The 26887-nt window shown below is 70.4% G+C and carries 19 protein-coding genes and 1 pseudogene; 9 read left to right on the top strand and 11 right to left on the bottom strand.

The window, feature by feature from the left end; translation table 11 throughout:
• Window positions 1-17: 17 nt before the first annotated feature.
• Entirely contained in the window at window positions 18-1052 is a 1035-nt protein-coding gene (locus D7X32_RS06065; protein WP_120601553.1) for a heparin lyase I family protein, read from the bottom strand.
• 334 nt (window positions 1053-1386) lie between these two features.
• Here D7X32_RS06065 and D7X32_RS06060 point away from each other — a divergent pair, with 334 nt between their 5' ends.
• Window positions 1387-2412, top strand: a complete 1026-nt coding sequence (locus tag D7X32_RS06060; RefSeq protein WP_120601552.1) for an arginine N-succinyltransferase — start codon at window positions 1387-1389, stop codon at window positions 2410-2412.
• Here D7X32_RS06060 and D7X32_RS06055 read toward each other — a convergent pair.
• On the bottom strand, window positions 2396-3445 hold the full coding sequence (locus D7X32_RS06055; RefSeq protein WP_120601551.1) for a lasso peptide biosynthesis protein: 1050 nt from the start codon (window positions 3443-3445) through the stop codon (window positions 2396-2398). The genes D7X32_RS06060 and D7X32_RS06055 overlap by 17 nt on opposite strands.
• Before the next feature lie 64 nt (window positions 3446-3509).
• Here D7X32_RS06055 and D7X32_RS06050 point away from each other — a divergent pair, with 64 nt between their 5' ends.
• Window positions 3510-6659: an ABC transporter substrate-binding protein gene (locus tag D7X32_RS06050; protein ID WP_120601550.1), complete on the top strand. Its 3150-nt coding sequence runs from the start codon at window positions 3510-3512 to the stop codon at window positions 6657-6659.
• 34 nt (window positions 6660-6693) lie between these two features.
• Window positions 6694-7011: a hypothetical protein gene (locus tag D7X32_RS06045; RefSeq protein WP_120601549.1), complete on the top strand. Its 318-nt coding sequence runs from the start codon at window positions 6694-6696 to the stop codon at window positions 7009-7011.
• 119 nt (window positions 7012-7130) lie between these two features.
• Here D7X32_RS06045 and D7X32_RS06040 read toward each other — a convergent pair whose 3' ends face one another.
• The 6 genes from D7X32_RS06040 to D7X32_RS06015 all read right to left on the bottom strand — a co-directional run bounded on the left by D7X32_RS06040 (window position 7131) and on the right by D7X32_RS06015 (window position 12936).
• Entirely contained in the window at window positions 7131-9485 is a 2355-nt protein-coding gene (locus tag D7X32_RS06040) for a hypothetical protein (protein ID WP_244238867.1), read from the bottom strand.
• A 93-nt stretch (window positions 9486-9578) separates the two neighbouring features.
• A complete protein-coding gene (locus D7X32_RS06035; RefSeq protein ID WP_120601548.1) occupies window positions 9579-10202 on the bottom strand; it encodes a DedA family protein in 624 nt (207 codons plus the stop codon).
• A 112-nt stretch (window positions 10203-10314) separates the two neighbouring features.
• Window positions 10315-11385, bottom strand: coding sequence for a radical SAM protein (locus D7X32_RS06030; protein ID WP_120601547.1), 1071 nt, complete (start codon window positions 11383-11385; stop codon window positions 10315-10317).
• Window positions 11382-11621, bottom strand: a complete 240-nt coding sequence (locus tag D7X32_RS06025) for an anti-sigma factor family protein (RefSeq protein ID WP_014399836.1) — start codon at window positions 11619-11621, stop codon at window positions 11382-11384. The genes D7X32_RS06030 and D7X32_RS06025 overlap by 4 nt, the downstream gene beginning before the upstream one ends.
• Window positions 11622-11686: 65 nt before the next feature.
• Complete coding sequence (locus tag D7X32_RS06020) at window positions 11687-12316, bottom strand: RNA polymerase sigma factor (protein ID WP_120601546.1); 630 nt, start codon at window positions 12314-12316, stop codon at window positions 11687-11689.
• A 35-nt stretch (window positions 12317-12351) separates the two neighbouring features.
• The gene (locus D7X32_RS06015) at window positions 12352-12936 is read right to left on the bottom strand and encodes a DNA-3-methyladenine glycosylase (protein ID WP_120601545.1); all 585 of its coding nucleotides are present in this window, start codon (window positions 12934-12936) and stop codon (window positions 12352-12354) included.
• A gap of 97 nt (window positions 12937-13033) precedes the next feature.
• Between D7X32_RS06015 and D7X32_RS06010 the strand changes: the two genes are divergently transcribed.
• Together D7X32_RS06010 and D7X32_RS06005 are read left to right on the top strand one after the other, a co-directional pair.
• The gene (locus D7X32_RS06010; RefSeq protein WP_147450045.1) at window positions 13034-13672 is read left to right on the top strand and encodes a hypothetical protein; all 639 of its coding nucleotides are present in this window, start codon (window positions 13034-13036) and stop codon (window positions 13670-13672) included.
• 202 nt (window positions 13673-13874) lie between these two features.
• Window positions 13875-15428, top strand: coding sequence for a 4-alpha-glucanotransferase (locus tag D7X32_RS06005; protein ID WP_120601543.1), 1554 nt, complete (start codon window positions 13875-13877; stop codon window positions 15426-15428).
• Window positions 15429-15503: 75 nt separating this feature from the next.
• Here D7X32_RS06005 and D7X32_RS06000 read toward each other — a convergent pair whose 3' ends face one another.
• On the bottom strand, window positions 15504-15815 hold the full coding sequence (locus D7X32_RS06000; protein ID WP_120601542.1) for a hypothetical protein: 312 nt from the start codon (window positions 15813-15815) through the stop codon (window positions 15504-15506).
• Window positions 15816-16017: 202 nt separating this feature from the next.
• Between D7X32_RS06000 and D7X32_RS05995 the strand changes: the two genes are divergently transcribed.
• Complete coding sequence (locus tag D7X32_RS05995) at window positions 16018-18153, top strand: autotransporter assembly complex protein TamA (protein ID WP_208752330.1); 2136 nt, start codon at window positions 16018-16020, stop codon at window positions 18151-18153.
• A complete protein-coding gene (locus tag D7X32_RS05990) occupies window positions 18150-22889 on the top strand; it encodes a translocation/assembly module TamB domain-containing protein (RefSeq protein ID WP_120601540.1) in 4740 nt (1579 codons plus the stop codon). Before D7X32_RS05995 ends, D7X32_RS05990 begins: the two co-directional genes overlap by 4 nt.
• 44 nt (window positions 22890-22933) lie before the next feature.
• Here the strand turns inward: D7X32_RS05990 and D7X32_RS05985 are convergent, their stop codons facing one another.
• On the bottom strand, window positions 22934-23980 hold the full coding sequence (locus tag D7X32_RS05985; protein ID WP_120601539.1) for a hypothetical protein: 1047 nt from the start codon (window positions 23978-23980) through the stop codon (window positions 22934-22936).
• 135 nt (window positions 23981-24115) lie between these two features.
• Here D7X32_RS05985 and D7X32_RS05980 point away from each other — a divergent pair, with 135 nt between their 5' ends.
• Complete coding sequence (locus D7X32_RS05980) at window positions 24116-25426, top strand: hypothetical protein (protein ID WP_244238866.1); 1311 nt, start codon at window positions 24116-24118, stop codon at window positions 25424-25426.
• A 52-nt stretch (window positions 25427-25478) separates the two neighbouring features.
• Here D7X32_RS05980 and D7X32_RS46185 read toward each other — a convergent pair whose 3' ends face one another.
• Complete coding sequence (locus D7X32_RS46185; protein WP_120601537.1) at window positions 25479-26225, bottom strand: DNA alkylation repair protein; 747 nt, start codon at window positions 26223-26225, stop codon at window positions 25479-25481.
• 113 nt (window positions 26226-26338) lie between these two features.
• Here D7X32_RS46185 and D7X32_RS05970 point away from each other — a divergent pair.
• Window positions 26339-26887 (top strand): annotated as a pseudogene (locus D7X32_RS05970) (hypothetical protein); the annotation flags it as partial.

The following is a 26887-nucleotide window of genomic DNA, read 5'->3' as shown; positions in this document are numbered from 1 at the left end:
GGCCCTTCACCCGCGCTTCAGCTCCGGCGGCGGCGCGCCTTCACCAGGCCCAGCAGGCCCAGCAGCGAGAACGCGGCCAGCGACCCACCACTCGCGGAGCAACCGCCGTGGAAGTTCGTGTCGCCTTCGCCCTCATCCAGCGGAGACGGCTTCACGCCCGTGCCCGCGCCCGCATCCACCGACGTGCCCGCGTCCGCCACGGGGTCCGGATCCACGGGCGAGCCCGCATCCACCACCGGATCCACCGGCGAGCCCGCATCCACCACCGGATCCACCGGCGAGCCCGCGTCCACCGCCGAACCCGCGTCCGCCGGAGTGCCCGCGTCCACCACGGGATCCGGATCCGGCTGCACCACCGGGAACACGTCCTCGCGGCTCGTCGCCTGGATGAACCCGTCGTGGTAGACGACGCCCACCGGCTTGATGGTGTCGTCCCGGTACAGGCCCAGCTTCAGGTAGTTGTTCTGGCCAGCGAACATCGTCATGGCCTTGGTCTTCTTCAACACCTGCACGCCGTTGTGCCACAGCTCCACGTAGCCCACGGACGCGTCCGGGGACCACTTCACGTGGAAGATGAACTCCTGCCACACGCCGCGCTTGAGCGCCGTGCTCCACACCGTGCCGTTGTCGTTCAGCGTCAGGCGGATGAGCTCGCCCTTCACGAAGAACTCCACCGGCGGCGACCCGCAGCACCCGTCGTGGTGCCACTGCGTGAAGAGCTGCCAGGCGTCCACGCTGGGGAAGTCGTTCGCGAACATCACCTTCCAGCGGTACCAGTACTCCGAGCCCACCTTCTCGTTGCTCAGGTAGACCAGCTCATTGCGGTTGCCGCTGGAGTTGATGGGGTCATCGCCCTGCTTCACCGTGGCCTTGAGCGCGTACTTGCCCTCCGCCACCGGACTCGACACCACCTGGAGCCGGTCCGAGCTCACCATCTGTTCCGTGCTGAATTGAGAACGGTTTCCCGTCTCGAAATCGCCCCGCCAGACGATTTCCGCCGCAGCGAGGCTCGGGAGCAGACACGCCACGAGCCAGAGGTGCAGTGCTTTCAATGAGGTGTCCTTGGGGGAGGGGGAAGACTTGATGCTTTGCTTTCAAACTTCGACAGCGATTGGCCAACATCATTCCCTGTCTTCATTCCGCCGCCAAACCATTCCCAGACGCCTGACAACACAGCATGCAACCAGGCAAGCCCCCACCTGGATTGAGACATGTTTCACGACGGGACCGGGCCGTCCGTACCCACCGGGCGGACGGCGGAGCGATGTCCTGAACGCAACGCGTCATTGACAAGGGAGCATGCAGGAGGCTGACGGGCCGGGGGCGTGGTGTAAGGTCACGGGCCCTTCCGGCGCTCCCTTCCCGGGGCGCTCTTCAGCGTGCCCCATGCTCGTGTTGCGAGACGTCCAGAAAACCGATTTGCCCGGCCTGAAGCGTCTTGCCGCGGTGCTGAACACGGTCAACCTGCCGAACAACGAGGAGACGCTCGAGGCCATCATCGACAAGTCGGTGAAGAGCTTCGCCGGCAAGGTGAAGGACCCGTTCGAGCGCGAATACCTGTTCGTGCTGGAGGACGTGCGCAACAGCCTCATCATCGGCACGTCGATGATCATCGCCCAGCACGGCACGTACGACGCGCCGCACATCTACTATGAGGTGAGCGAGCGCGAGCACTACTCCGCCTCGCTGGAGCGGCACCTGCGGCACAAGGTGCTGTCCATCGCGTACAACTACGAGGGCCCCACGGAGATTGGCGGCCTGGTGGTGGACCCGCCCTACCGCGCGACGCCGGACAAGCCCGGCAAGCAGCTGTCCTTCGTGCGCTTCCTCTTCATCTCCATGCACCGGCGCCTGTTCCGGCCGCGCGTGCTGGCGGAGCTGCTCCCGCCGCTGCTCCCGGACGGCCGCAGCCTCTTGTGGGAGGCCTGCGGGAAGAAGTTCACCGGGCTCACCTACCTGGAGGCCGACCGGCTGAGCCGCCAGAACAAGGAGTTCATCAAGGAGCTGTTCCCCGCGTCGGACATCTACGCGTCGCTGTTCCCGGACCGCGTGCAGAAGGTGCTGGGCGAAGTGGGCCCGGCCACGCGCGGCGTGCAGCGGATGCTGGAGCGGGTGGGCTTCCGGTACGTGGAGCGCATCGACCCGTTCGACGGCGGCCCGCACTTCGAGGCGGACACGGCGGACATCACTTTGGTGCGCCGCTACCGCACGGTGAAGCTGGCGGACGAGGACTTCGAACTGGAAGGCGACGACGTGCTGGTCGCCGCCGAGCGCGAGTCCGGCCGCAACCGCTTCCGCTCCGTGCGCTGCCAGGCCCGGCTGGACAACACCGTCATCTACCTGCCCGCGCGCGCCAAGGAGATATTGGAAGTGAAGGCCGGCGCGAAGCTGTCCATCATTCCGTTCGAGTAGCGCGCACCACGCGCCAGTCTCCGCGCAGGAGCGACAGCCATCGCTCCCCGGCCTCCAGGCCGGGGCCGTCCGGCGGAACCAGCGCCAACGCCAGGTGCGTGTCCGGACGCACGGAGTCCAGGGACGTGGGGTCCAGGTCCAACGTCCCGCCGCCCCGCAGCGCCACCCGCACCCAGGCGTGCGGCCGGGCGGCGCCGCCGTCCACCACCAGCAGCCCGTGCACCAGCCCCACCCGCTGCCCCCTGGCGCGCGCCAGGGACGCGAAGCGCAGCGCGTGCGCCAGGCAGCCTCCGGCCTCGCCCTCCCCTCCCGAACGCCAGTCCGCCGCCGTGGGCTCCTTGTCCGGGAAGGCCGCGTGCACCTTCGCGGACAGGGCCCGCGCTTCGGCTGTCGTCCACTCCGTCATGTCCGGCAGCCGGGCGGGAACCGCTGGAGCGCGCGGTGCCTCCTGCCGGGCCGGCACGAGCCTCAGGGCGCCGTCGGTGCCGCCCTCCACGGGCACCCCGTCCGCGAAGAGCTCCGGCGGTGCTCGCAGCCGCGCCCCGGGCGCCGCCAGGGTGAAGCGGGAGTCGCCCACCTCCAGCGCCTGGAGCTGGCCCTGTTCGTCATAGCGGGCACGGAAGCGCGCGCCGAGCATCGTGCCCTCGGCGGTGGTGGCGCCTCTCGCCGTGACGCAGTGGGGTCCCTCCTGGCCGGACAGCTCCTCGCGGCCCTTCACGCAGCCCTCGGGCGGCGGCCCGTGCCACAGCCACAGGGCCTGGGGCACCGCGTCCGCGCCCGTCACGCGCCCCGCGGCGTCCACTCGCAGCGTCACCTCACGCACGCGTTCGCCCGCGCGGCCATCGCGCACGTGCAGGTGCCGGCTGGTGTACGTGAACCGCCCCGCGTCCAGGGACAGCCCCACCGTGCCCACCGGCACGCCCCGCCACGCGAAGACGTACCGGGCCGAGCTTGCTGCCCTGGCGGCCTCAGCGCCCGTGCTGGCGGGGATTCCCGGGAGCGCCAGCATGGCGATGGCGAAGAAGGCCTTCATGTGTCGCCAAGCATGCGTCGAATTGAGGACCGGCGCGAGAAGGCGGGATAGCGTCCCCCCGTCCATGGGCGCCAAACGGTACCTCTTCTCGTTCGGGCTGGCGGCGGCCCTGGTTTCCGCGCTCATCCTGGGCCTGCTGCTGCGGTGGGTGACGGGCCAGCCGGATGACGTGGCCGGCTGGGCGGTGCTGATTCTTGGCGTGCCGTTCCTCTGGCTCATCGGCAGCTATCTGGCGTGGTTCCGCTTCGCGGCGATGCGCCGGCGCGAGCGGCGCGACCTGATGTCCCGGCTGGCGGAGGGCGACCTCACCACGCCCATCCACACGGGCTTCGAGGGCCAGGAGGACCTGCGCCGCCTCATCCTGTCCCTGCGCCGCGCCATGTCCCAGGTGCAGCGCGTGACGAGCAACCTGCACCGCACCGGCAACGGCGTGAGCGAGCAGGCCCGCATGCTGCTGGAGGCCGCGCGCCGTCAGGGCGGCGCCGTGGAGCGGACGCTCAGCGCCGTGGGCGGCAACGGCACCAGCCTCCAGGTCGCCATCAAGCGCGTGCAGCACATCGAGACCTTCGCGCACGAGACGACGGGCGCCCTGCTGGAGATGACCGAGCGGCTGCACCAGGTGGTGGACGGCCTGGAGACCGTCAACGACTTCAGCCAGCGCACCAGCGGCCTCACCCAGGCGATGACGGAGCGGCTGACCCACATCGCCGCGTCGGGTGACGAGCTGGGCCGCTTCGCCTCCGAGGCGGAGGACTTCGTCGCGCTGGTGGAGGGCGGCATCGACGCCGTGCGCCGCCGCGCCACCGACACCAACAGCATGGCCATCGCCGTCACCGCCACCGCCCAGCGCGGCGAGGCGCTGGTGAGCGACAGCGTGCAGGGCATGTACCGGGTGGAGGAGACGGTGCGCAAGGCGGCCGAGCTGATGGAGATGCTCGGCACGCGGTCGCTGGAGATTGGCCGCATCGTGGACGTCATCCAGGAGATCGCCGACCAGACGAACCTCCTGGCCCTCAACGCCGCCATCATCGCCGCGCAGGCGGGCGAGCACGGCCGACCCTTTGGCGTGGTGGCCAACGAGATCCGCAGCCTCGCCGAGCGCACCACGCGCTCCACGCGCGAGATTGGCACCATGGTCACCGGCATCCGCGACGCGGTGGAGACCGCCGTGGCGCTGGTGCAGGAGGGCCGCGAGCAGGCCACCGCGGGCGTGGCCCTGGGCGACCGCGCCTCCGAGGCCCTGAGCGAGATCCGCTCCATCACCCAGCGCACCTTCGCCGCCGTGGAGGCCACGGTGATGGAGACGCAGCGGCTGGAGGCGCAGGGCGCCACCGTCGTGGAGGCCAGCAAGCGCGTGGCCCGGCGCGTGGAGGACATCACGCGCATGGCCATCGAGCAGTCCGGCAACGCGCGGGACCTGGTGCGGCAGATTCAGGAGATGTCGCGCGTGGGCCAGAGCGCCGGCCAGAAGGCCGAGGCCCAGGCACGCACCGGCCGCGATCTGTCCGAAGCGGTGATGCGCCTGAGCGCGGCCATCGAGGAGCTGCGGGCCGCGCACCAGGTGCTCACCCGGGGCGACGCGTCCATCCGTGAAGAGATCGCGCAGGTGCGCGAGGACGCGCGCCGGGTCATCCGCATTGGCGACGGGTTGGACCGCACGGTGGACCAGCTGGGCCACGAGACGGCGAGCCTGGAGGCGGAGGTGTTCCGCTTCCAGCTGCCCCGGGCAAGGGCGGGCGGCACGCTGCGGGTGGGGCTGCACCAGTCGGGCTCGCTGCGCGCGCGGCAGGTGGTGGATCCGCTGTTCAGCGTCGAGAACCAGATGGCGGAGCTGACGGCGTGTCTCTTCTCCTGCCTCGTGCGGCTGGAGGACGGCGTGCTGGTGCCCGACCTGGCCGAGCGCTGGGACGCGGACCCGTCCGCTCGCCGCTACCGCTTCTACCTGCGCCGGGGTGTCACCTTCCACGACGGCACCATGCTCAACGCCCAGGACGTGAAGCGTCACCTGGAGCGGCTGATGGACCCGGCGCTGCGTTCGCCGGACCGCAGCCTGCTGGAGGACGTGGAGGGCGCGCGCGAGTACTCCAGCGGCATGGCGCGCGAGGTGACAGGCATCGAAGTCCTGGACGAGGGCACGCTGGAGATCCGCCTGCGCGAGCCCAAGGCGTTCTTCCTCCAGCTCATGGCGCTGACGGCCACGGCGGTGGCGAAGCTGGACCCTTCGGGGAAGCTGGTGGGCACCGGCCCGTTCCGCGTCGTCGGCATGCAGCAGGACCGGATGGTGCTGGAGCGCAACGCCACCTACTGGCGCGGCGGGGTCCCGTTGCTGGACCGGTTGGAGTTCGTCCTCGCGGACACGCGTCTCCAGGCCGTGCGGCAGTTGTTGGACGGGCAGGTGGACCTCGTGTCGTTCCTGCACGTGGAGCACACGGAGGCCAAGGGGCTGGAGGCGCACCAGGTGGTGACCAGCACCACGCCGTCCACGGCGTTCCTGGGTCTCAACCTGAACGAGGCGCCCTACAACGACGTGCGCGTGCGGCGGGCGCTGCGCGCGGGCATGGACATCCCGGGCGTGGTGGAGCAGTTCCATCCGGGCGCGCGTGTGGCCCGTACGTTCACGCCGCCGGAGCTGCTGGATGGCGCACAGGAGCTGGGGCCCGCGCCGGTGCCGGACCTGACGCTGGCGGAGCGGCTCTTGCGCGAGGCGGGCGTGCGGCGGTTGCAGCTCACCCTGCACCACCCGGTGGGCCGCGACACGTCCGCGGAGGACGCGGTGCTCTTCCGGCCCTTGATTCAAGCGGGGCTGCTGGAGCTGCGGCACGAACAGATGACGCCGGAGGAGTACCTGCCGCGCCTGCGCGAGGGGAAGGTCCCGGCGTTCCGCACGCTGTGGCTGGCGGACTTCCCGGATCCGGATGCGTTCCTGCACTTCCTGCTCAACTCCAGCGCGCAGACGGTGTATCCGCTGGGCTATCGCAACCCGGAGCTGGACCGGCTGACGGCCGAGGCGCGCGTGTCCATCGACCCGGAGCTCCGCTCGCAGCTCTACAAACGCGCGGAGATGCTGGCACGCGAGGACTGCCCGCTCATCCCGCTATACCACGACCGCACGCACGCGGCGGCGACGGCGGCGGTGCAGAACCTGCGGCTGCACCAGACCCCGCCGCAGGTGCGCTTCGAGGATCTCTGGGTGGACCCCGCCGCGGTCGGCTAGGGCACCACCTCTTACGCTTCAACTGGGAGCAACCATGGCGAGTACTCACATCAAATGCGCGCGTGAACTCAACCTTCATGCCGTCAAACCCCCGATCTACAACTCGGGCTACTGGGACTTCTCGCCCGAGGAGGCAGCTCAGCTCGTCGGCGGAACGATCTACCTCCACGAGACCAAGGGGAAGCGCTCGTACTTCGGCGGGACCGTGCTCTCGTACGAGGTTGTCGAGGTTCCCGAGAAGGCGAACGCCAAGCGCATCATGTTTCGGATCCACTCCACGGCTGAGGCGAAGAACAAGGAGTGGCGAGGCACGAACCACGTCCGGGCGTGGACGGGCGGGATTCTTCCCTAGGAGTCAGGCGCGCGGAGTTTGAGACTCCCCGCCGACCCGACTGCACCGCACGCTGCCTGTCGCTGCCCGAAGCGACAGGCAGCCTCCTCGTGCGTGCTGCACGGTCAAGCCACAGGGGTTCAGGGCACGGCCCTGCGTGTCCCGCCGGGACTGGCGTTGCGCTGGGGCCAGCCGCGGGATTCGGCGCGCCCACCGAGGGGATAGGCCTCCAGCCACCAGACGCCGTCGCGGCGCAGGGCCACGTGCAGCAGGTTCCCCGCGAACACCGCGCCCGCGACCTCCACGCGGCCCGGCAGGGCGCACTGATTGACCTTGTTGCCGAAGGCAATCCATTCGAGCCACGCCTGACGCTGACCGTTCGGCAGCGCCGCGTCCGCGAGCACGCCCACGGTGTTCTGCTCCAGCAGCGCGGCCTCATGGAAGGTGCCGGGCAACAGCGGCGAGGGCAGCACGTCCACCTCCGAGAGGAAGTGGCCATCGTCGGAGCTGAAGGAGCGCAGCACGGTGCGCAGCTCCGCGTCGACGCAGGGGGTGCCGTCCGTGTGGTCGCATGCGAGCGCGAGCGCATGGCCGGTCGTGCCTCCGGGCGACATGAGAACGGGCTCGGCCAGGGGCGACAGCGTGCGCGTGCCCGCGTCCCAATCCAGCGCGCCGAGCACGCCCCCATCCGTTTCCACGAAGGCCTGCGTGCCCACGAGCAACCGTCCCGATGCGAGCGCCAGTGACGATGCGCCCCCCGGAACACCGGGCCCGAGCGGTTCGAGGCTCAGCGCGGCGACGCCTCCGTCCTCGAGGACAGCCGGCCCGAACATGGGTCCAACCTCCGCAGTGGATGCGCCGGCCCATGTCGCAAACGCGGGCCGTACAGGGCGCGCAGCGCCGAACCCGCTCGCGTGCGCGTCGGCCTGGCGCGTGGCCAGCACAGGGCCTGAGCCCGAAACATCCGCGGAGTACGGTCCGACGGGCGACGCAAAGCCCGCGACGGCAGTCCCGCCGTCCGTGCCCGGCTCAGGCAGTGCCCAGCTCGTGAAAGCCAGCCGTCCATCCCACGGCGTGTAGAGGTACGCGCCGCGCGTGTCGTCCACGGCGAGCCTCGCCGCTCCGCCTCCATCCTCCTCCGGCCCCATCGCCAGCGGTGCTCCCGCGTCCGCGCTCAGCAACACCAGCCGGGAGCGCAGTGGCTCCGTGCCCGCATCGCCGCTCCACGTGACGTACGTCAGCACGTCCCCTTCCTTCGTGAGCGCCACCCGGCCCGTTCCCGTACCGGGCACGCCCTCCGGTGTCCCTCCATCCAGCGCCGCGTCGGAGAACGCCAGCGACGTGCGCCAGCGCAGCTCGCCCACGCCCCGGGGCGCGTACGCCTCCAGCGCTTCCGGCGCGAGCACCACCACGCCCGCGTCCGAAGCCGCGAGCAACGTCCTCACACCTCCGTCTTCATAGGGCGACGCGTAGCGCAGCAGTCCGCTCTCCGTGTACGCGGCGAGCCAGCATCCTCCGTCCTCACCGCACACCGACGCGTAGACCGTCCCGTCGTCCGCCAGCAGCACCGGTCCCCCGTCCTCCGCGACGGGCGCTCCACCCAGCTCCGCGCTGAAGTCGGGCTTCAGGTCGCCCGCGTCCGGGCGCATGCACTCACCCGCGCTGCACTTGCCCTCGTCCTGGCAGGGCGTGGCCGGCGCGCAGACGAAGCCGTCCGGCGGCTTCACCGTCCGGCACGTGCCGCTGAAGCAGACCTGCGCCGCCTTGCAGCTCACCGCGCCGCACGGGCTGAAGTCCGCCACGTCCACCTCCTGGCAGCCCTCGTTGCGGTCGCACACGCCCACCTTGCAGGGGTTGCTCGACGACGGGCACGCGACCTCCGCCCTCACGCAGCCCAGTGCCGGAGAGCAGCTGTCCTCCGTGCACGGGTTGTCGTCATTGCACGTGCGGGGCTGCCCCACGCAGGCGCCCGCCTGACAGCGGCCGTTCTCCTGGCAGCGGCTGCTGGGGATGCACGACGCACCGTCGGACAGCGGCGACTCGATGCATTGGCCGGACTCCAGGTCGAAGCGCGAATCGAGGCACTCGCCCGTTGGCACGCACGGCAGCGGACGCACGCCCACGCCGGTGAGCCGCACCTTCGCCGTGGTGCGCCCCGCGGTGAGCACCAGCTCGCCCTCCACCGGCGTGCTGCCCGCGGAGAACAGGATGTCCACCGTGCCCGTGCCGCTGCCCCCCACGACAATCTGCGACACGACGACGAAGAAGGGCGCGTCCGTCACCGCGTCCACCGTGACGCCCGCGCGCCCGGTGGCCACCAGCGTCAGCGAGCGGCGCACCTGGGTGCCCTCCAGCACCCGGCCGAAGTCCACCACCTCTTGCTGCGGCCGGAAGCTGGCGCTCGCACCGCCCACGTTGGGGTCGTCGCCACAGCGGCACCCTCCCACCAGGACGAGCAACACGAGCAGCCACCAGCGAGCACGGGCGCGGAACATGCCCCCGACTCAACCGCGCCACCCCGGGCCCGCGCAACGTGCGCGCCGCTCCGGCACGCCGTCCCCACACATTTCCCTGCCCGGCCGGGCCCGCTACGGTTCCACGGCCGACTCACGCCGCCGCGTCAACGCCCGCACGCCGAACCCCAGCGCCGCCACCACCAGCAGCCCGATGACCGCGTACTGGTAGCGCGACACCAGCACCGTCAGCCGCTCCAGGTTGCCGCCCACCGCCATGCCCAACGCGATGATGAGCCCGCTGTGCGCCAGCGCGGACACCGCGCCCAGCACCAACGCGTTGAAGCGCGGCACCCGCGCCGCCCCCGCCGCGATGAAGATGACGCCCCGGATGCCCGGCAGGAACCGGTTCACCAGCAAGAGCCACGGCCCCGCGTGCCGCATCCGCGTCTGCACCTGCTCCAGCCGCGCGTGCGTGAGCCCGAAGAAGGACCGCCCCGGCTGCGCCTCGAAGCGCTTCGCCAGCCACTTGCCCACCGCGTAGTTGATGAACGCGCCCATCACGCTGCCCGCCGTCACCACCGCGAGCACCAGCCACCAGGGCTTCTCCCCGCGCACGGCGTAGATGCCGCCCATCAACACGATGGTGTCCCCGGGGAACGGCGGCACCACGTACTCCAGCATCGCCGCCACGCCGAGCACCAGGAACCCGAACGGCCCCAGCGCCCCAATCAGCTTGTCGACGTGCTCGATCCACATCCGCGCGGTGCCCTCCAGGACTGCAAGCTCCCTGCGCGAGACTTAAGTCGTCTCCCCGCCCGGCGGAACCCGGGGCCCGCTCCACCCGCGCGCGGGTGAACACGGCGGCACGTCAGGCCTGTCGGGGCGCCGCGGCCGGCGTCGGCAGCACCGTACCGCCGTACTGGCTCGCCGCCAGCGTGCCGCACGCCGCACCAATCTCCTTGCCGCCCGAATAGCGCCGCGCGATGGGCGCCTTCAAAATCTGCAGGTGGTCCCGGAACGCGCTCAACTCCTCCGCCGTGGGCGGCAGGTACTTGCCCGTCGGATCCGTCACGTCGATGAGGTCCACCTTGATGGGGATGCCCTCGAACGCCGCCTTCAGCGCCTCCGCGTCCTCGCGCTCCAGGTTGAAGCCCTGGATGGCCACGTAGGCGATCATCGCCCGCTCGCGCCGCGCCTCGCTGTACTCGCGGATGGCTTCAATCAGCTCTGGCAGCGGGTGCGTCTTCTCGATGGGGAGCACCTTCGCGCGCTTCTCCGGGATGGCGCTCGTCACGCTGAACGCCAGCCGGAACGGATGCCCTTCCCGCGTGTAGCGGCGGATGGCCGGCACGTGCCCCGCCGTGGAGAACGTGATGGCCGTGCCGGAGATGGAGAACCCGGCCGGGTGCGAGAGGATCTGCGCCGCGCGGATGGTCTCTTTGTAGTTGAGCAGCGGCTCGCCCATCCCCATGAAGACCACGCCCCCCACGCGCCGGTCCGCCTCCGCGCGCACCTGCATCACCTGGTCCAGAATCTCCCAGGTCTGGAGGTTGCGCTGGAAGCCCAGCTTGCCCGTCATGCAGAAGTCGCACGCCAGCGCACAGCCCACCTGGCTGGACACGCAGACGACGTACTTCTCCTCGAAGATGGGGATGCGCACCGCTTCGATGCGGCCACCCAGCGGCGACTCGAAGAGGTACTTCACGAAGCCGTCTTCCGCCTGCCGCCGCTCGACGACCTTGAGGGACGGCATCTCCGCCTGCGCGCGGAGCAGGTCCGCGACACGGCGCGGCACCTGGGGCGCCAGCGCGACGGCCTCCACCGTGGGACGGGCATGGGCGAAGACGCCCGCGAACACCTTGCGCACCGCGATCGCGGACGGCTGGGCCGGCGCGAGCGCCGCTTCCAGCTCCGGCAGCGACAGTTGTTTCAGGTTCACGAGCAGGACTTGATCTTCGAGCGCAGGAACTCGGTCAGCTTCGCCGACACCTCCCGGGGCATCTTCAGCGCCATGGCGCGCTTGCAGAGGCCGGGAGTCGCCCGATAGGTGCTGAGGAATTCCTCGCAGGGCTTACAGCCCGACAGGTGCTCCTGCAGGTGCCGCGCCTCCTCCTCGGGCATCTCGCCTTCGAGGAACTCCAGCAGGAGGTTGATGGAATCTTTGCAGGTATACATCCGAACCTCGGCTGACTGCGGCTCCCCTCGTTCCAGTTCGAAGATGCCGAGACGCCCTGGGGGTTTCACACCCCGCGATTGTCCCGGTTGTAGAACAGGTCGATGGCTTCTCGCAGCGCGAGCCGTGCCCGGTGAAGCCGGCTCTTGATGGCGGGGATGGAAGCCCCCGTCACTTCTGCGATTTGTTCGTAGCTGAGGCCGTCCACGTCTTTCAAGAGGAAGACTTCCCGGTAGCCCTCCGGCAACCGGTCGGCCGCCTGCTGGATGGCCTGCCCCAGCTCCGCGTCCAGCGCCTTCTCCTCCGCGTCCCGGCTCCAGTCCGTGACGGGGTAGTCCGCCAGGGTGCCCCGCTCCGTGAATTCCGGCGCCTGGAGCTCCGACTCGGCCGCCTGGGCCACCCGGCGGTGACGCAGGCGCATGAGGGCGTGGTTGGCCGCGATGCGGTGCACCCAGGACCCGAAGGCCGCCTCGCCCCGGAAGTCCTTCAGGTGCTGGTAGGCGGAAAGGAAGGTGTCCTGGGTGATTTCCGCCGCGTCCGCCTCCGAACGCGTCATCCGCAGCGCCAGGCCGTACACCCGGTCCTGGTGCAGGCCCACCAGGGCCTCGAAGGCGGACACGTCACCGTCCTGGGCGCGCGCCAGGAGCCGCCGGTCTTCTTCCTGCCGGTCTTCTTCCTGGGAAGCCTCTTGGGACATGGCGTTTCCCACCCAACCAGCCGGAAGGTTCCGCGTCAAGGCCGACGGCGAGGCCGCCTGGACACGAAGCGGCTGACGTGTCCACTGTCCCGGTCCCACAGCCGGAAGGGTTCAGCGGCCCACGCCCCGGCGTACTCCACGCCAATGCGCGGCCCCCGCTCCACCCGCGCGTCCGGCACCGGCGTCCCCGGGAGCAGGTGCAGCCCGTCCGAATCCAGCGGAAGGTTGTTGTGGTTCAGGTTCAGCCCCAGCACCCGGCACAGCTTCCCCGGCCCGTCCGTCCGCTCCCCGGGCGGGATGCCCTCCACCGGCTCCACGCCCCGCACCAGCACCGCCGCCGCCACCCCGGGCGCGTCCGTCACCACGTTGAAGCAGTGGTGCATTCCATAGATGAGGTAGACGTAGGAGCGCCCCGCCGGACCGAACATCACCTCGGTGCGCGGCGTGCGCCCCTTGGACGAATGAGCCGCCAGGTCATGCTCGCCCAGGTAGGCCTCCACCTCCACGATGCGGGCCACCCGCCGGCCTTTCGCGCCGTCCACCACCAGCAGGGTGCCCAGCAGGTCGCGCGCCACCTCCAGGGCGGGCCGCGCGTAGAAGGACAGGGGAAGGGGTTTCATGGGTCGCGGAGCGTAACCGGACCGGGAGCCGGGGCCAGATCCACCCACGACGCCAGGGGGGCTTGCCCGGGTGCGAAAGATGATGGCACACGGACTCATGCACAACCCACTGAGGAGGCCTCCCCTCTGCCGCCGTGCCCCGTTCGCGCTGCTGCTGTCGCTCGCGGTCCTGGGAGGGACCGGGTGCGGCAAGGAGCCCGGGGTCACCGGCCATATGCGGGTGCGGCATGGCGACGTCTGGGAGGAGTTCCCCACGCCGGGTTCTGGCGGGTTCCTTCCCAATGCGGACCGGAGCTCCGATTTCGACCTCGGCCCGGTCTTCGCCTTCTGCAATTCGGACGACCTCTCGTTGGAGGAGCGCCGGGAGGACGCCCGGGGCCTCTGCGTCTACGTGGACTTCGAATCCTTCGCGAAAGGGAGCGGGCCCGCGGAGTACGCCATCGAGGGAACAACCGAGGTCCCGGACCAGCGGTACGCGGGCTCCAGGTACAAGGTCCAATTCGAGCCCGGCCCTGGACACTCGCCGGGACTGAAGGCGGCGTGGACCCAGTCGTTCTGCCCGGACGGGGACGACACGGTCACCGCCCTCCAGCAGGTCTCCGGCCGGTTCGTGCTGGAGGAGAACTCGGAGGACCGGCTCCGGGGGCAACTGGAGCTGACGGTCCAGGGACCGACGGCCGGCACCTGCCCTGGGGATGCCGCCGAGGTCTCCCTGGACTTCGACTTCCAGGACTGAAGGAGCGGCGCCCCCGACGCCAGGGAGCCAGGCGTCCGCGAGGCGGTCGAGTCCCGCCTCGCGTGCACTTCGTCCACCACTGAGCGCTCGCGCCGGCAAAGCGTCCAACGCTGCGTTTTCCAACCGGCGGACAGGCAGGCGTGTGCGCACCGCGTCGCGACAGCAGTTCACACCGGCCCGGGGCTGGGGCAGATTGCGCCGCATGTCCACTCCTGGCCGGCTCTCCGGTCTCCTGCTTCCCCTGTTCTCCCTGCGCTCGCGGACGGACTTCGGCATTGGCGACTTCGGCGCCATGGACGGCCTGTTCTCCTGGATGAAGGCCGCGCGGCAGCGCCTGTTGATGGTGCTGCCCCTGCTGCCCACCGCGCCCGGCGACCCGAGCCCCTACGCCACGCGCTCCGCGTTCGGTTTGAACCCGCTCTTCATCGACCTCCACCAGGTGCCGGAGTTCCAGGCCACCGGCGGCGAGGGCGCGCTCAGCGACGCGCAGAAGCAGCAGCTGACGGAGGCCCGCTCCGCGCCGCGCGTGCGCTACGACCTGGTGTTCCCGCTGAAGGACGCCGCGTTCGCGCGCGCCTTCGACCACTTCGAGAAGCACGAGTGGACCCCGCGCACGCCGCGCGCCCAGGAGTTCCAGAAGTGGCGCGAGGCGCAGGGCGAGTGGCTGGAGAGCTACGCCCTCTTCACCGCCATCAGCGAGAAGGAGGACCGCCGTCCCTGGTGGCAGTGGCCGGAAGGGCTGCGCACGCGCCAGCCGGCGGCGCTGCTCGCCATCCAGAAGGAAGGCCTGGAGCGCCGCGTGCGCTACCACGCGTGGCTCCAGTGGCTGGCGGAGGTCCAGTGGAACCAGGTCCGCGCGCAGGCGAAGGCGAAGGACGTGCTCTTGTGCGGTGACGAGCCCTTCATCATCGGGCAGGACAGCTCCGACTGCTGGGCCCACCCGGACATCCTGCGCCGCGACGCGCGCCTGGGCGTGCCGCCGGACGACTTCTCCGCCACGGGCCAGGACTGGGGCCTGCCCTACTTCGACTTCGCCGCCATGGAGAAGGACGACTACGCGTGGCTGAAGAAGCGCGCGGCCAAGGCGGCCAGCTACTACGACCTGCGCCGCGTGGACCACGCGGTGGGCTACTTCCGCCAGTGGATCCGCGACGAGAAGAACCCCACCGGCTACTTCGTCCCCGCGGACGAGGCCACCTGGCGCCGCCAGGGTGAGAAGCACTTCCGCCTGCTGTCGGAGGGCGCGGGCATCGTCGCCGAGGACCTGGGCGTGATTCCGCCGTTCGTGCGCCAGATCCTCGCGGACCTGAAGCTGCCCGGCTACCGCGTGCTGCGCTGGGAGCGCGACGACAACACCTACCGCGACCCGCACCAGTTCCCCGCCGTGTCGCTGGTCACCACCGGCACGCACGACACGGAGCCGCAGGCGGAGTGGTGGGAGCAGGCGCAGGAGCACGAGCGCCAGAACGCCGCGCGCGCGTGGCCGGAGTTCCAGGGCGTGGCGGTGACGCGTGAGTTCACCCCGGACATCCACCGCGCCACGCTGGCCGCGTCGCTGAACGCGGGCGCGGACCTGTGCGTGCTGCCGTGGCAGGACGTGCTGGGCACGCGCGACCGCATCAACCTGCCCGGCACCATGGGCGACGCCAACTGGGCCTACCGCATCGCGCAGAACACGGACGCGCTGCTCACGGACGCCCAGACGAAGGACGCCGCGGAGCGCCTGGCGTGGCTCACCGCCTCGTCGCGCCGCTGACGTGATTTCCGCCCCGGGGCCGCTGGACGACGGCCGCCCCGGGAGCGGGCACTGACGGGACGCCTCGCGGCCCCGTTACTGGCCGTCGTCCTCGACGCACTTCACCTGGCCGGGGAAGCCGTCGAACACGGCGCAGCGGCGGCCGGACTTCGCGCAATCCAGCCGGTCGCAGATGTTCTCCGAGACGCACAGGGGCGGCGAGCGGCCGAACTCCAGGAACAGCTCCGCGCAGAAGCGGAACGGATCCGCGCACCCGAGCGAGCCGCAGTAGGGCGTGTCGGAGAGGTTCTCGCCCTCCTTGAGTTGGACCACCTCGTCTTCGTTCACGCCGCAGCCGGTGGCGAGCACCAGCGTGGCCGACAGCAACATCACGATTCGCCGGACCATAGGAGCCCGAATCTGACGCACCCCGGGCCGGGTTGCACGCGCCACGGCGGGGCCCGGGGGTTGGCGGACACTGACCCCGCCCCCGAGGTCGCGGAATGCGACACTCTCCACACAAAGAAACATTGCGAAACGCGTCAGGCACTGGCCTTCCGGTAAGAAACATGACGTGGCCGACGTCCGACTCCTTCGATCCCGCCTCGCCTTGACCCTCGCGCTGACCGTGCTGTTGACGGCGTGCGCCACCACTTCCAATCAGCCCACCGGGCCGAAGGTGAAGTCCCTGGACATCGAGGGGACGAAGAAGGTGGACGACGGGGACATCAAGGACCGCATCCTCACGTCCTCCACGCCCTGGTACGCGTTCTGGCCCTTCGGCAAGGCGCACTACTTCGACACCAACGCATGGCAGGCGGACCTGCGCCGCATCGAGCGCTTCTACCAGGCGGAGGGCTTCTACCAGGCACAGGTGGAGTCCAATGAGGTCATCCCCGACGGCGACCAGGCCGTGCGCCTCAAGGTGGTGGTCAACGAGGGCGAGCCCACCCTCATCGACCGCATCGAACCGCACGGCCTGGAGCCGTTGGGCGAAGGGGAGGATCGGCCCTCGCAGCGCGAGCGCGAGCGCATCCTGGAAGAGCTGCCGATGAAGCCCGGGGACGTGTTCCGCGAGGAGACGTGGGCCACCACCAAGGACCTGGTGCTCCAGCGGCTCAAGGACCTGGGGTACGCGGAAGCGGAGGTCGGCGGCGAGGTGCGCGTGGACGTGGCCACGCAGAAGGCCGTGGTGGACCTGCAGATGGCCCCGGGCCTGCGCTACCGCTTCGGCAACATCTTCATCGCCACGGACGCCAATCCGCAGGTGCCGCCCCGCCGCATCATCGAACAGGCGCAGGGCGCCGTGACCAAGGGCGCCTACTTCAGTGAAGCGGCGCTGGCGGAGGCGCAGGCGCGCGTCTTCCGCATGGGCGTCTTCGGCGCGGTGAAGGTGAACCGGGGCGCGCCGGACCGGCAGAACGCCACGGTGCCAGTGGTGGTGGACGTGCGCGAGGCGCCCTTCCACTCGCTCAAGCTGGGCGGCGGTATCGGCGTGGACGCCGCGCGGCAGGAAGGCCGCGTGCTGGGCGAGTGGACCAACCGCAACTTCCGCGGCGGCCTGCGAAGGCTCACGCTGCGCGGGCGCGTGGGCTACGCGTTCATCCCCAACGTGCTGGCGGGCCTCCGCGCCGACGAGGGTTCGCAGTCCGGCCCGGTGTTCACCCTCACCACGGAGTTCGAACAGCCACGCTTCCTCTTCCGCGACGTGGCCCTGCAGGCCTCCGTCACCGCGGAGAAGGGCCTGCAGCAGGCGTACTCGTTCTACGGCGGCTACCTCAAGACGGGCGTCATCTGGACACCCCACCCGTCCTTCTCCGTGTTCCCTTCGTACAACCTGCAGCTCTACCGGCTGAACGGGCAGGTGACCGCGGATGAAACCGTCCCGCCCATTATCCTGGGTTGCAACAACCCGGAGGGAAAGTGCGACGTCGCGCTCAGCTTCCTGGAGGTGGCGTTCGCCTGGGACCGGCGCGACGACCGCACCGAGCCGCGCGAGGGCTACTACGCGGCGCTGTCCGTGCAGAAGGGCGGCGGTCCCTTCTTCGGCAACTACGACTACGTCCGGCTGCTGCCTGACCTGCGCTACTACTACTCCATCGGGGAGAAGAAGGACCTGACGCTGGCGGTGAAGCTGCGCATGGGCACGCTGGATCCGGCGGGCGGCGGCCAGAGCTCCATCGTCACCCGCTTCTTCTCCGGCGGCGCCACCGCGATGCGCGGCTTCAACGGCCAGCGGCTGTCGCCCATGACGCCGCTCGCTCCCACCTACAAGGAAGACGACGACGGCAACATCCTGGTGGACGAGGCCGGCAACCCCATCCTGGATTCCTGGGACACGGTGCCCGTGGGCGGCAACAGCCTCTTCGAGAGCGCCGTGGAGCTGCGCTACATGCTCACGGACAGCCTGATGCTGGCCCTCTTCTACGACTCCGGCCTCGTAGGCACGGAGGGGCTGATTGGCAAGAACGCCCCCAAGCTGTTCGGTCCCGAGCACTACCACGCCGTGGGCGCCGGTCTGCGCTACCTGACGGTGGTGGGACCCATCCGACTGGACATCGCACGGCGCTTGAACATCGGGCGGGGATTGCCCGTCAGCGATCCCGGATACATCTATCCGTCCTCTGGTGGATGCCTGGGCTTCGGGCGCAAGTTCGACAAGACCTCGACCTCCGCCGAGGCAGCGTACGCGGGCGCCCCTGAAGGGCTCTGCGCGGTCCATATCTCCATCGGAGAGGCGTTTTGAGCGACCCCACGACCCCCGCGCCCACCGCCCCGCCCCACCGGCGCAAGCGCTGGGGACGGCGGATCCTGTGGGGCTTGCTTGGCTTGCTGGGGCTCATCGTCCTGCTGGTGGTGGGCGCGCTCGTGTACGCCACCAGCGCCAGCGGCTCCGCCCGCATCGCGCGCTTCGGCGTGGACCTGGCGAACAAGCAGCTCGCCGGCCGGCTGGAGCTGGGCGGGTTCGACCTGGACCTGAACGGCGCGGTCCTCACCGGCATCAAGATCTACACGCCGGAGGGAGACCTGGCGGCGGAGATCGCCCGCGTGGAGGCGCGGCTCCACCTGGCGCCACTGCTGGGCCAGCGGGTGGACCTGACGAAGGTGCGCATCGAGGCGCCCCGCCTGTACCTGGTGCAGGACGAGCGCGGCCTCAACCTGATGCGCGCGCTGGAGCCCAGGAAGCCCAAGCCTGAGGAGCCGCCGACGGAGAGCCAGAGCGCCCTGCGCATCCACCTGAAGGACTTCGAGCTGAGCCACGGCTACGTGGACTTCCAGCAGGAGCTGCCCGACGGCGGCGAACGCCAGGTGCGCCTGGAGGAGTTCGGCGCGAAGGGTGAAGGCCACTACGGGCTTGCGGACATGGACTTCGCCGCGGACCTCCAGGCCACGGGCGGCCTCACCCGTCCGCTCACGGGCCCGGTGCGCCTGGTGCTCAAGGGCCAGGGCAAGGACGTGGTGCGCCAGGTGGACGCGCAGCTCGCGCTGGCGGGCATCGAAGCGGACCTGGGCGCGAAGCAGACCGGCGAGACGGCCGCGGCCGTGGAGCTGCGCCGGCTGACGGTGCCGCCCGAGCCGGTGAAGGCCTTCGTGCCCGCGTACCCGCTCATGGTGCCCATTGAAGCCAAGGGCACCGCGTCCATGGATGGCGACCTCGCGAAGGCTCGGCTGGGCGCGTCCGCGGGCAAGGCCACGCTGGACCTCACGGGCGACGTGAACCTCAAGACGTTCCGCACCACGGAGACCACCGTGAAGGCGCGCGGGGTCAACCTGGCGGAGCTGATGGAGAACGGCATCCCCACCAACATCGCCGCGGACCTCATCGCGCACGGCGGTGGCGACAGCGTGGAGACGCTGGACGGCGACGTGGCCCTCACGGTGTCCCCTTCGGAGTACCGGGGCCAGTCGGTGGGCCCCATCGAGATGAAGGCCAGCGCCAAGGACGGCCGCTACAACGTGGCCAACCTGCGCGTGATGATGCCGGGCGCGGCGTTCATCGCGTCCGGCGAAGGCACCGCGAAGGCGCTGGAGGCGCGCGGCAGCCTGTCCGCGGGCGACCTGAAGCTGCTGTCGCAGGCGCTCGACAAGCTGTTGCCCGGTGGCACCGTGCCGCCCATGTCCGGCAGCGGTTCGCTGGAGCTCCAGGTGCAGGGACCTCCGCGCTCGCCGGGCGTGAAGGTGGACGGCAACTTCGTCGCGCTCGACTACGGCGACATCGCCATCCAGGACCTGTCGCTGAAGGCGAACGTGCCGGACGTCACCCGTCCGCTCACCACCGACGCCACCGTGCTGGTGAGCCAGCTGAAGACCGCGGGCAAGACCTTCCGCGACCTGTCCCTGGCGCTCACCACCGACGACCACCGCGAGCTGAAGGCGAGCGTGCGCGTGGACGGCGACGCGCAGCTCGCGCTGGGCGTGGAGGGCACCGTGGACGCGGACAACGAGGGGCTGGCCATGCGCGCCTTCTCGCTGTCGTGGCCGGAGGCCACCTGGACGCTCCAGCAGCCCACGCACCTGGCCTTCGGGGGCGGGCGCATCGCGCTGGAGCCGCCGCTGTCACTGGCGTCCGGGCCGCAGACGCTGAAGATCGCCGCGGTGAAGGACGGCGAGCGCGTGGACGCGCGCATCGACCTGGGCGCCTTTGATTTGTCCAAGCTGCCGCGCATCGCGGTGCCGGAGTCCCTGGGGCTGGGCGGCACGCTGAGCGGCCACGTCGCGGCGAAGGGGCGCATGGCCCGGCCGGACGCGGACGTGGACCTCACCTGGGCGGACGGCCGCGCGCGCGGCTACGAAGGCCTGGGGCTCCAGCTCCAGGCGCAGTACGTGAAGGACCGCGCCACCGGCATGCTGAACGCGGGGCTGAGCGCGGCGCGCGTGTCCTCGAAGTTCGACGTGCCCGTGCAGGGCGTGCTGCGCCGGCGCAACGAGCCCCTGTCCCTGACGGTGAACCTGGAGAAGCTGGACGTCGCGGAGACGCTGAAGCTGGCGAACCAGCCGCCCGGCCCTTCCGGTCAGATGACCGGCACGCTGGTGGTGAACGGCTCCGCGAAGGACCCGCGCCTGGACCTGAAGGTGGTGGGCGAGGACCTGCGCTACCCCGGCCGTCCGGAGGCCCTCTTCGCGCAGGCGCTGGGCTTCGAGCTGCACGCGAACTCCGACGCGAACGACGCCACGCTGGGTGCCCGGCTGGACGTGAAGGGGATTGCCCCGCAGGCCTACGTCGCGCTGAAGACGCCCTTCACGCTGGGCGGTGTCATCGCGAAGCCGCCCACGCCCGCGCAGGCCCTGGAGGCGCCGCTGCACCTGGAGGCGCTGGTGGCGGAGCTGCCCCTGAAGCTGCTCGAGGGCGCCGAGGGCGTGGACAAGCCCGGCGGCACGGTGACGCTGAAGGCGGACGTGAACGGCTCCGCGCTCGCGCCGCTGGGCCGCGTGGAGATGCAGGCCCGGGGCGTCACCGCCAACGGCCTGCCGCCCCTCAACGGCACCGCGCTGGCGCTGGCGGGCAACGAGGACGTGAAGCTGACGCTGGACGTGCAGCGCCCCAACGGGCCGCTCGCCACGCTGGAGGCGCGCGTGCTGGCGCCGCTGGCCGCGCTCCAGGACCGCGAGGTCATCGCCCGCGTGCCCTTCCGCATGAAGGGGCGCGTGGGGCCGGTGCCCCTCAATGAGATTCCCGGCATGGTGGTGGACCCTGGCCCGGGCAACCGCGGGCCGCAGGGCGTGCTGTCCATGGAGCTGGTCGCGCGCGGCACGCCGGAGGCTCCGGAGCTGGAGCTGAACGGGGGCCTGCAGGGCCTGGGCGTCGCGCAGACGGCGCTGGGGCAGGCGCGGCTGCACTACTCCTACTCCCAGGCGAAGTCCCTCTTCGACGCCATGCTCACCGCGCCCGGCGGCGGGTCGCTGCTGCTGGGCGGCACGATGGAGCTGGACCTGTCGCTGCCCGCGTTCCAGGCCGCGCAGGGGCCCGCGAAGAAGGTGGACCGGGCGCCGGTGGAGGTGTCGCTGCGCGCGCGCCGCTTCGACCCGACGTTCCTCTCCGGCATCTCCCCGTACGTGCGCTCGCTGGGCGGCCTCATGCAGGCGGACGCGAGCCTGGGCGGCACCGTGGGCGCGCCCACCTTCAAGGGCAGCCTGGAGTGGAAGAACGGCCGGCTGGGGCTGATGGGCTTCGGCGAGTACAACGACATCCAGCTCGCGCTGAACGCGTCACAGCAGCGCATCGAGCTCAAGCAGCTCACCGCGAAGTCCGGCAACGGCACGCTGGAATTGACGGCCACCGCGAACCGCCAGGGCAAGAGCGGCGAGTTCGTGCTGGAGGGCAAGGGCAACACCAAGAACCTGCCCATCGTGGTGGAAGACCAGCTCATGGCCCTGCTGACGATGAACCTGTCCATGAAGGGCAGCCTCACCGAGCGGCTGGTGAACATCAGCGACCTGTCCATCCCGGAGGCGCACGTCGAACTGCCGGAGGCCAAGCGCAAGGACCTGCAGCCGCTGGAGCGCCCCGTGGACGTGGTGATGGTCCGCAACGGCGTGCCGGTGGACAAGCGCAAGAAGAAGGAGAAGGCGCCCACGCAGGTGGCGACGTCGCAGAAGGCCCAGAACCCGCGCAACGCGCCGGACTCGCCCGGCATGCCCGGCAACCCGGAGTCGACCCTGGGCAGCGGTGGCGCGGGCGGCCCCACGTCGCAGGCGGAAGCCGAGGCCCTGGCGGAGGAAGGCGAGGAGAAGGAAGCACCGCAGCGCCAGTTCTGGGTGAACATCAACGCGCCCCGCAACCTCTGGGTGCGCGGCACGGACCTCAACGTCCAGCTGGGCCTGTCCGAGGGCTTCCGCGTCGAGTACGCCAACGAGGCGCGCATGTTCGGCGAGGTGATGGTGCTGCTGGGCCGCGTGGACGTGCTGGGCCGCCGCTTCGACGTGCAGCGCGACAGCCAGGTGCGCTTCACCGGCCCGGTGATGATGCCGTACATCAACGTCACCGCCGAGCACCGCAACGACAACGCGAACGTCACCGTCTTCGTCACCGTGCGCGGCCAGGGCAAGGAAGTGACGCTGAAGACGACCAGCGACCCGGCCCTGCCGGAGTCGGAAATCTACACGCTGCTCGCCACCGGCCGGCGCACGCTGGAGCGCGGCTCTGGCGCGTCCATGAACGCGAGCGCGCAGGCCGCGTCGGTGGTGGGTTCGTTCGTCGCCAACGAGGCGCGCAAGGCCATCGCCGCGAAGCTGCCCCTGGACGTGCTCTCCATCGAAGCGGGTGACAGCGGCATCGCCGGCACCAAGCTGGAGGTGGGCACGTACGTGACGGATAAAATCTACGTCGGCTACACCGGCCGCGTGGGCGCCAACCTCCAGAAGGGAGAGAACGCCAACGCCGTGCGCTTCCAGTACCTCTTCAGCCCGCGCTGGAGCCTGGAAGGCATGTACGGCGACGCGCGCTCCGGCGGCCTGGACCTCATCTGGACCAAGGAATACTGACCGCCCGGACCTGGCGTGTCCCATCCGGGCGGCGGTGTGACGGTCTACAGCGCGTACGACGCGTAGCAGGTGCCCACGGGCCCCACGCCCGTGGTGCCCGCGCCCGGCGCGTCCCGCCACGCCCCTTCCGCGCCGCACTGCTGCCAGACGGTGGTGCTCACCTGCACGCAGGTGCGCAGGGGCACGCCGCGGCCCAGGCGCGTGGAGACGCAGTACGGGAAGGACACGTTGCAGTTGGACGGTTTCGCGGTGGTACCGCCAATGAAGACGCCCTGAGAGCACTGGCGCCACAGCGCGTCCGACGAGCTCTGCACGCACGCGCCTTCCGGCACCGTGCCGTCCACCGTGCCGGAGTAGCAACCCTCCGCGGTGGTCAGCGTCCACGGGTACGCCGTCTTGTAGCGGTTGTAGATGGACGCCATCAGCGACGAACCGCCCACCGTGGTGCGGCCACATTGGATGGCGTACGCGCCCACCCAGGGCGTGTACGTGTAGAGCGCGGCGGTGGCGTTGTTCACCGGCTTCACCGTGCACGGGTCGGACGTGGACTTCGTCACCCCCGTCTTCCAGCCGGAGATGGTGGCGCGGCCCGCCTCCAGGTCCGTGAGGTAGCCGCGCATCTTCTTCGCGGCGCACTCCACCTGCTTGCCGAAGCCCACGTATTGCGCGTCACAGCCGCTGGTGTCCGGACAGCCACAGCCCGTGGCCTTGCTCAGGTTCGTGGACGTGCCGCTCTGGATGAGGCTGGACTCGCCCTGGATGCGCGCCAGCATGTAGAGCGGGCTGATGTTGGACGCGCGCGAGCGCTCCACGATGAGCGTCGCCGCCGTCTTGCCGTAGGCCGGGTCCGTGTAGCCCGCCAGGTACGAGCCCTGCTGCTGGAGGAACGCCTGCACCTGCGCCGGAGTGATGCCCGTCCCACCCGTGACGTCCGAGTCCTCCAGCAGGCGGTGCATGTCGTACTTCGTCGTCGCCTCCTGGAGCACCTGTCCGGTCAGCTCGTCGATGACCGGCGCGGGGACTTCTTCCAGGGGACCGCAGCCGGCCGCCAGCAGCGCCGGCACCAGCAGCACGCACATTCGGAGCTTCATCTCGCACACCTCGGGGGGAAGGCCGGCTGTTGGCCGGTGGGGTGAGCGTGACTCAAGACTTTCATGGAATGCCAGAACAACCCTTCAGCAGGGAGGGGCATGCGGGGACGGGAGCGGAGTAGAGTTTTGGACATCATGCGGACCCCTGCCCTGATTCGTCGGAAGTGTTGGCCGTTCCTCGCCGCGGGCCTGCTGGCCGTGGCGGGCTGTTCGGATTCGAGTTCGCCGGGTGAGGAGCCCGGACCGGGCACGGATGGGCCCGGGGTGACTCCGGGAGACGGCTCGGAGTGCCTGGGCGCGAAGTTCCTCACCACGCTGGGCAAGAGCACGCTGCTGGTGGGCGCGCAGATGGAGGAGGAGACCGCGGGGAAGGCGCCCTTCGACGTGCGCTACCTCTACATCGCGGCGGGCGTGTTCGATTCGAAGGACGCCTGCAATTCATGCACGTCCGGGTGCACGTCCGCCGGCACGTCGTGCGCCAACGGCAGCTGCAATTGGTGGGGCTGCTGGCAGGATGTCCAGGAGGCGCCCGGCGCCTACGTGCGCGACTTCATCAAGGCCACGCAGGCGAAGGGCCAGCTTCCCTTCATCACCTACTACGAGGCGTTCCAGGCCAGCGGCTACACGGAGGGCGAGGAGCAGCTGAAGGCGCTCAACGACTCGGCGTTCCTGGGGCGCTACCTGGCGGACTGGCGGTTCCTGCTGAAGCAGGTGGGCCAGGAGAAGGTGCTGCTCCAGATTGAGCCGGACATGTGGGCCTACCTCCAGTTCTTCCCCAAGGACGGCAAGGCGCAGTCCACGGCGGTGGCGGTGAAGGCGGCGAACCCCACGGACTGCGGCAGCCAGGAGAACAACGCCGCGGGCCTGGGCAAGTGCATGATCGCCATGGTGCGCAAGTACGCGCCCAACGCGAAGGTGGGCCTGCACGCGAGCGCGTGGGCGACGAAGACGGACGTGTCCGGCAACACGGACGCGTCGTTCGACGTGGCGGGCGAGGCGAACAAGGTCGCGGACTTCCTCCTGTCCGTGGGCGCGGGTGACACGGACTTCGTCACGGTGGAGGCGTCCGACCGCGACGCGGGCTGGTACCAGGAGACGACGGGCAACGCGGTCTGGTGGGATCCGGAGAACCGCAAGCTGCCGCACTTCCACCAGGCATTCACCTGGGCGAAGGCCGTCTCCGCGCGGCTGAACAAGCCGCACCTGTGGTGGCAGCTGCCGGTGGGCAACATGGCCCTGCCCAACAGCGGCAAGCAGTGGCGCGACAACCGCGTGGACTACTTCCTCACCCACCCGGGTGAAGTGGCCGCCGCGGGCGGCGTGGGCATGCTCTTCGGCGCGGGCAACTACGAGCAGACCACGCCGGAGACGGACAACGGAAACCTGGTGAAGCGCGTGAAGGCGTACAAGGACGCGGGCGGCCAGTCCGCGTGCGTGAAGAACTGAGTCGTTGAGCGGTGCCGTGCGCCCGGCCTCCATGCCGGGCGCACGAGCCAGTTCAGGTCCGGGCTCGCGTGCGCTTGGAGGCCGCGGGCTTCTTGGCCTTGGCCTTGGCGGGCTTCGTGGCCTTGGCCTTCGCCTCCTTCCGGGCCTGGATCTTCTGGATGTACTGAGCGGCATCCGGCGTCTCGCAGGCCGTGTCGCCCTGATCCACCTCCACCTTGCCCAGCCGCTTCGCCGTCGCGAGCGCCGCGGTCTGGACCGCGCCTCCAGTGGCGCCCAGCGCGATGAGCGCCCCGTTCATCGCCTCACGGACGCGGTTCTTCGCGCCCGGCAGTTCCTGTTCAATCCGCTTCACCCACGGCGGCAGGTCCTCGTGCGCGAGCACCGCTGTCTTCGTGAGCAGCGCGGCCAGGCCCTGCCAGCCCGCACGCCCCACCCATTCGGACTTGGAGCGCGTCCACGTCAGCGCCTTCGCCGCGTGCGGTGAGCGCAGCACCACGTTCGTCACGAAGACGTCCGCCAGCATGTGCCAGTCGAGCCCCTTCGCCCAGGCGTCCAGCTCCGTCCAGGGCATCGCGGGCGCGTCCACCACCATCGTCGCCAGGAAGCGCGCCTCTACGTGGCCCGACGCCCAGAGCGCCCGGGCGAGCACGGCGTCCGTGCCGATGCGCTTCTTCAACACCGCCAACGGACCGAAGTTCACACCGGACAGGGGCTGTGGAGCGCCGTGCCGCAGATAGGTCTTCCGCGTCTGCTCCGTGCCCAGCCGCTCCAGCTCCCGCATCGTCTCTTCCAGGGTCATGTCGCGCGGGATTCTGCCAGCACTAGCTCAAACGAGTGACTGCCACTCCCCGTTCGCCTTCTCCAACTTGGGGCCCGTGAAGGGCGGAGGTTGCGCCATGCGAGGGGGAAGCGATGACCAGCGCTGAGTTCATGTCCGATGTGGAGTCCCTCGACACCATGGACGCCTGGGAGGGCGCCGATGCCCTCCAGGAACTGGAGGAACTGGCGGACGCGTTCAGCGACATGGAGGCCTTCGAGGCGGAAGGCTTCGAGGCGGACGGCTTCGAGGGGGACGGCTTCGAGGACGACGGCTTCGAGGAGCTGTTCGCCGAGGCCGAGGCGGACGACGCCTTCCTGGAGGAGGACGGCTTCGACGCGTTCGAGCAGGACCTGGCCAGCGGTCTGTACATGCCGACCACTGCCCAACGCCTCGTGTCCGGTCCCGCCGCCGTGACGCTCGCGCGGACGCTCAACCCCTTCGTGCTGGAGTCGATGGACGCGGATGACGCCGAGGCCTTCCTCCGCCGCGTCGCCCGGCGCGTGCGGAGTGCCGCGCGCGGCGTCGCGCAGGGTGTGCGGCGGGCGGGCAGGCTCGGGGCCGCGGCGCTTCGCCGCGCGGGGCCGCTGCTCGCTCGCGCGCTGCCGGTGGTCCAGCGCGTGGCGGGGCTCGCGGGGCCATGG

Source organism: Corallococcus carmarthensis, from assembly GCF_003611695.1.
Taxonomy (GTDB): Bacteria; Myxococcota; Myxococcia; order Myxococcales; family Myxococcaceae; genus Corallococcus; species Corallococcus carmarthensis.
The sequence above is the reverse complement of the archived record's forward strand: the minus strand, read 5'-3'. Positions and strand labels throughout refer to the sequence as shown.

What these genes read in the sequence shown, in the direction of transcription:
- D7X32_RS06060 (WP_120601552.1), top strand. Translation starts at nt 1,387, where the DNA reads ATGCTCGTGTTGCGAGACGTCCAGAAAACCGATTTGCCCGGCCTGAAG.
- D7X32_RS06055 (WP_120601551.1), bottom strand. Translation starts at nt 3,445, where the DNA reads ATGAAGGCCTTCTTCGCCATCGCCATGCTGGCGCTCCCGGGAATCCCC.
- D7X32_RS06050 (WP_120601550.1), top strand. Translation starts at nt 3,510, where the DNA reads ATGGGCGCCAAACGGTACCTCTTCTCGTTCGGGCTGGCGGCGGCCCTG.
- D7X32_RS06045 (WP_120601549.1), top strand. Translation starts at nt 6,694, where the DNA reads ATGGCGAGTACTCACATCAAATGCGCGCGTGAACTCAACCTTCATGCC.
- D7X32_RS06040 (WP_244238867.1), bottom strand. Translation starts at nt 9,485, where the DNA reads ATGTTCCGCGCCCGTGCTCGCTGGTGGCTGCTCGTGTTGCTCGTCCTG.
- D7X32_RS06035 (WP_120601548.1), bottom strand. Translation starts at nt 10,202, where the DNA reads ATGTGGATCGAGCACGTCGACAAGCTGATTGGGGCGCTGGGGCCGTTC.
- D7X32_RS06025 (WP_014399836.1), bottom strand. Translation starts at nt 11,621, where the DNA reads ATGTATACCTGCAAAGATTCCATCAACCTCCTGCTGGAGTTCCTCGAA.
- D7X32_RS06020 (WP_120601546.1), bottom strand. Translation starts at nt 12,316, where the DNA reads ATGTCCCAAGAGGCTTCCCAGGAAGAAGACCGGCAGGAAGAAGACCGG.
- D7X32_RS06015 (WP_120601545.1), bottom strand. Translation starts at nt 12,936, where the DNA reads ATGAAACCCCTTCCCCTGTCCTTCTACGCGCGGCCCGCCCTGGAGGTG.
- D7X32_RS06010 (WP_147450045.1), top strand. Translation starts at nt 13,034, where the DNA reads ATGCACAACCCACTGAGGAGGCCTCCCCTCTGCCGCCGTGCCCCGTTC.
- D7X32_RS06005 (WP_120601543.1), top strand. Translation starts at nt 13,875, where the DNA reads ATGTCCACTCCTGGCCGGCTCTCCGGTCTCCTGCTTCCCCTGTTCTCC.
- D7X32_RS06000 (WP_120601542.1), bottom strand. Translation starts at nt 15,815, where the DNA reads ATGGTCCGGCGAATCGTGATGTTGCTGTCGGCCACGCTGGTGCTCGCC.
- D7X32_RS05985 (WP_120601539.1), bottom strand. Translation starts at nt 23,980, where the DNA reads ATGAAGCTCCGAATGTGCGTGCTGCTGGTGCCGGCGCTGCTGGCGGCC.
- D7X32_RS05980 (WP_244238866.1), top strand. Translation starts at nt 24,116, where the DNA reads ATGCGGACCCCTGCCCTGATTCGTCGGAAGTGTTGGCCGTTCCTCGCC.
- D7X32_RS46185 (WP_120601537.1), bottom strand. Translation starts at nt 26,225, where the DNA reads ATGACCCTGGAAGAGACGATGCGGGAGCTGGAGCGGCTGGGCACGGAG.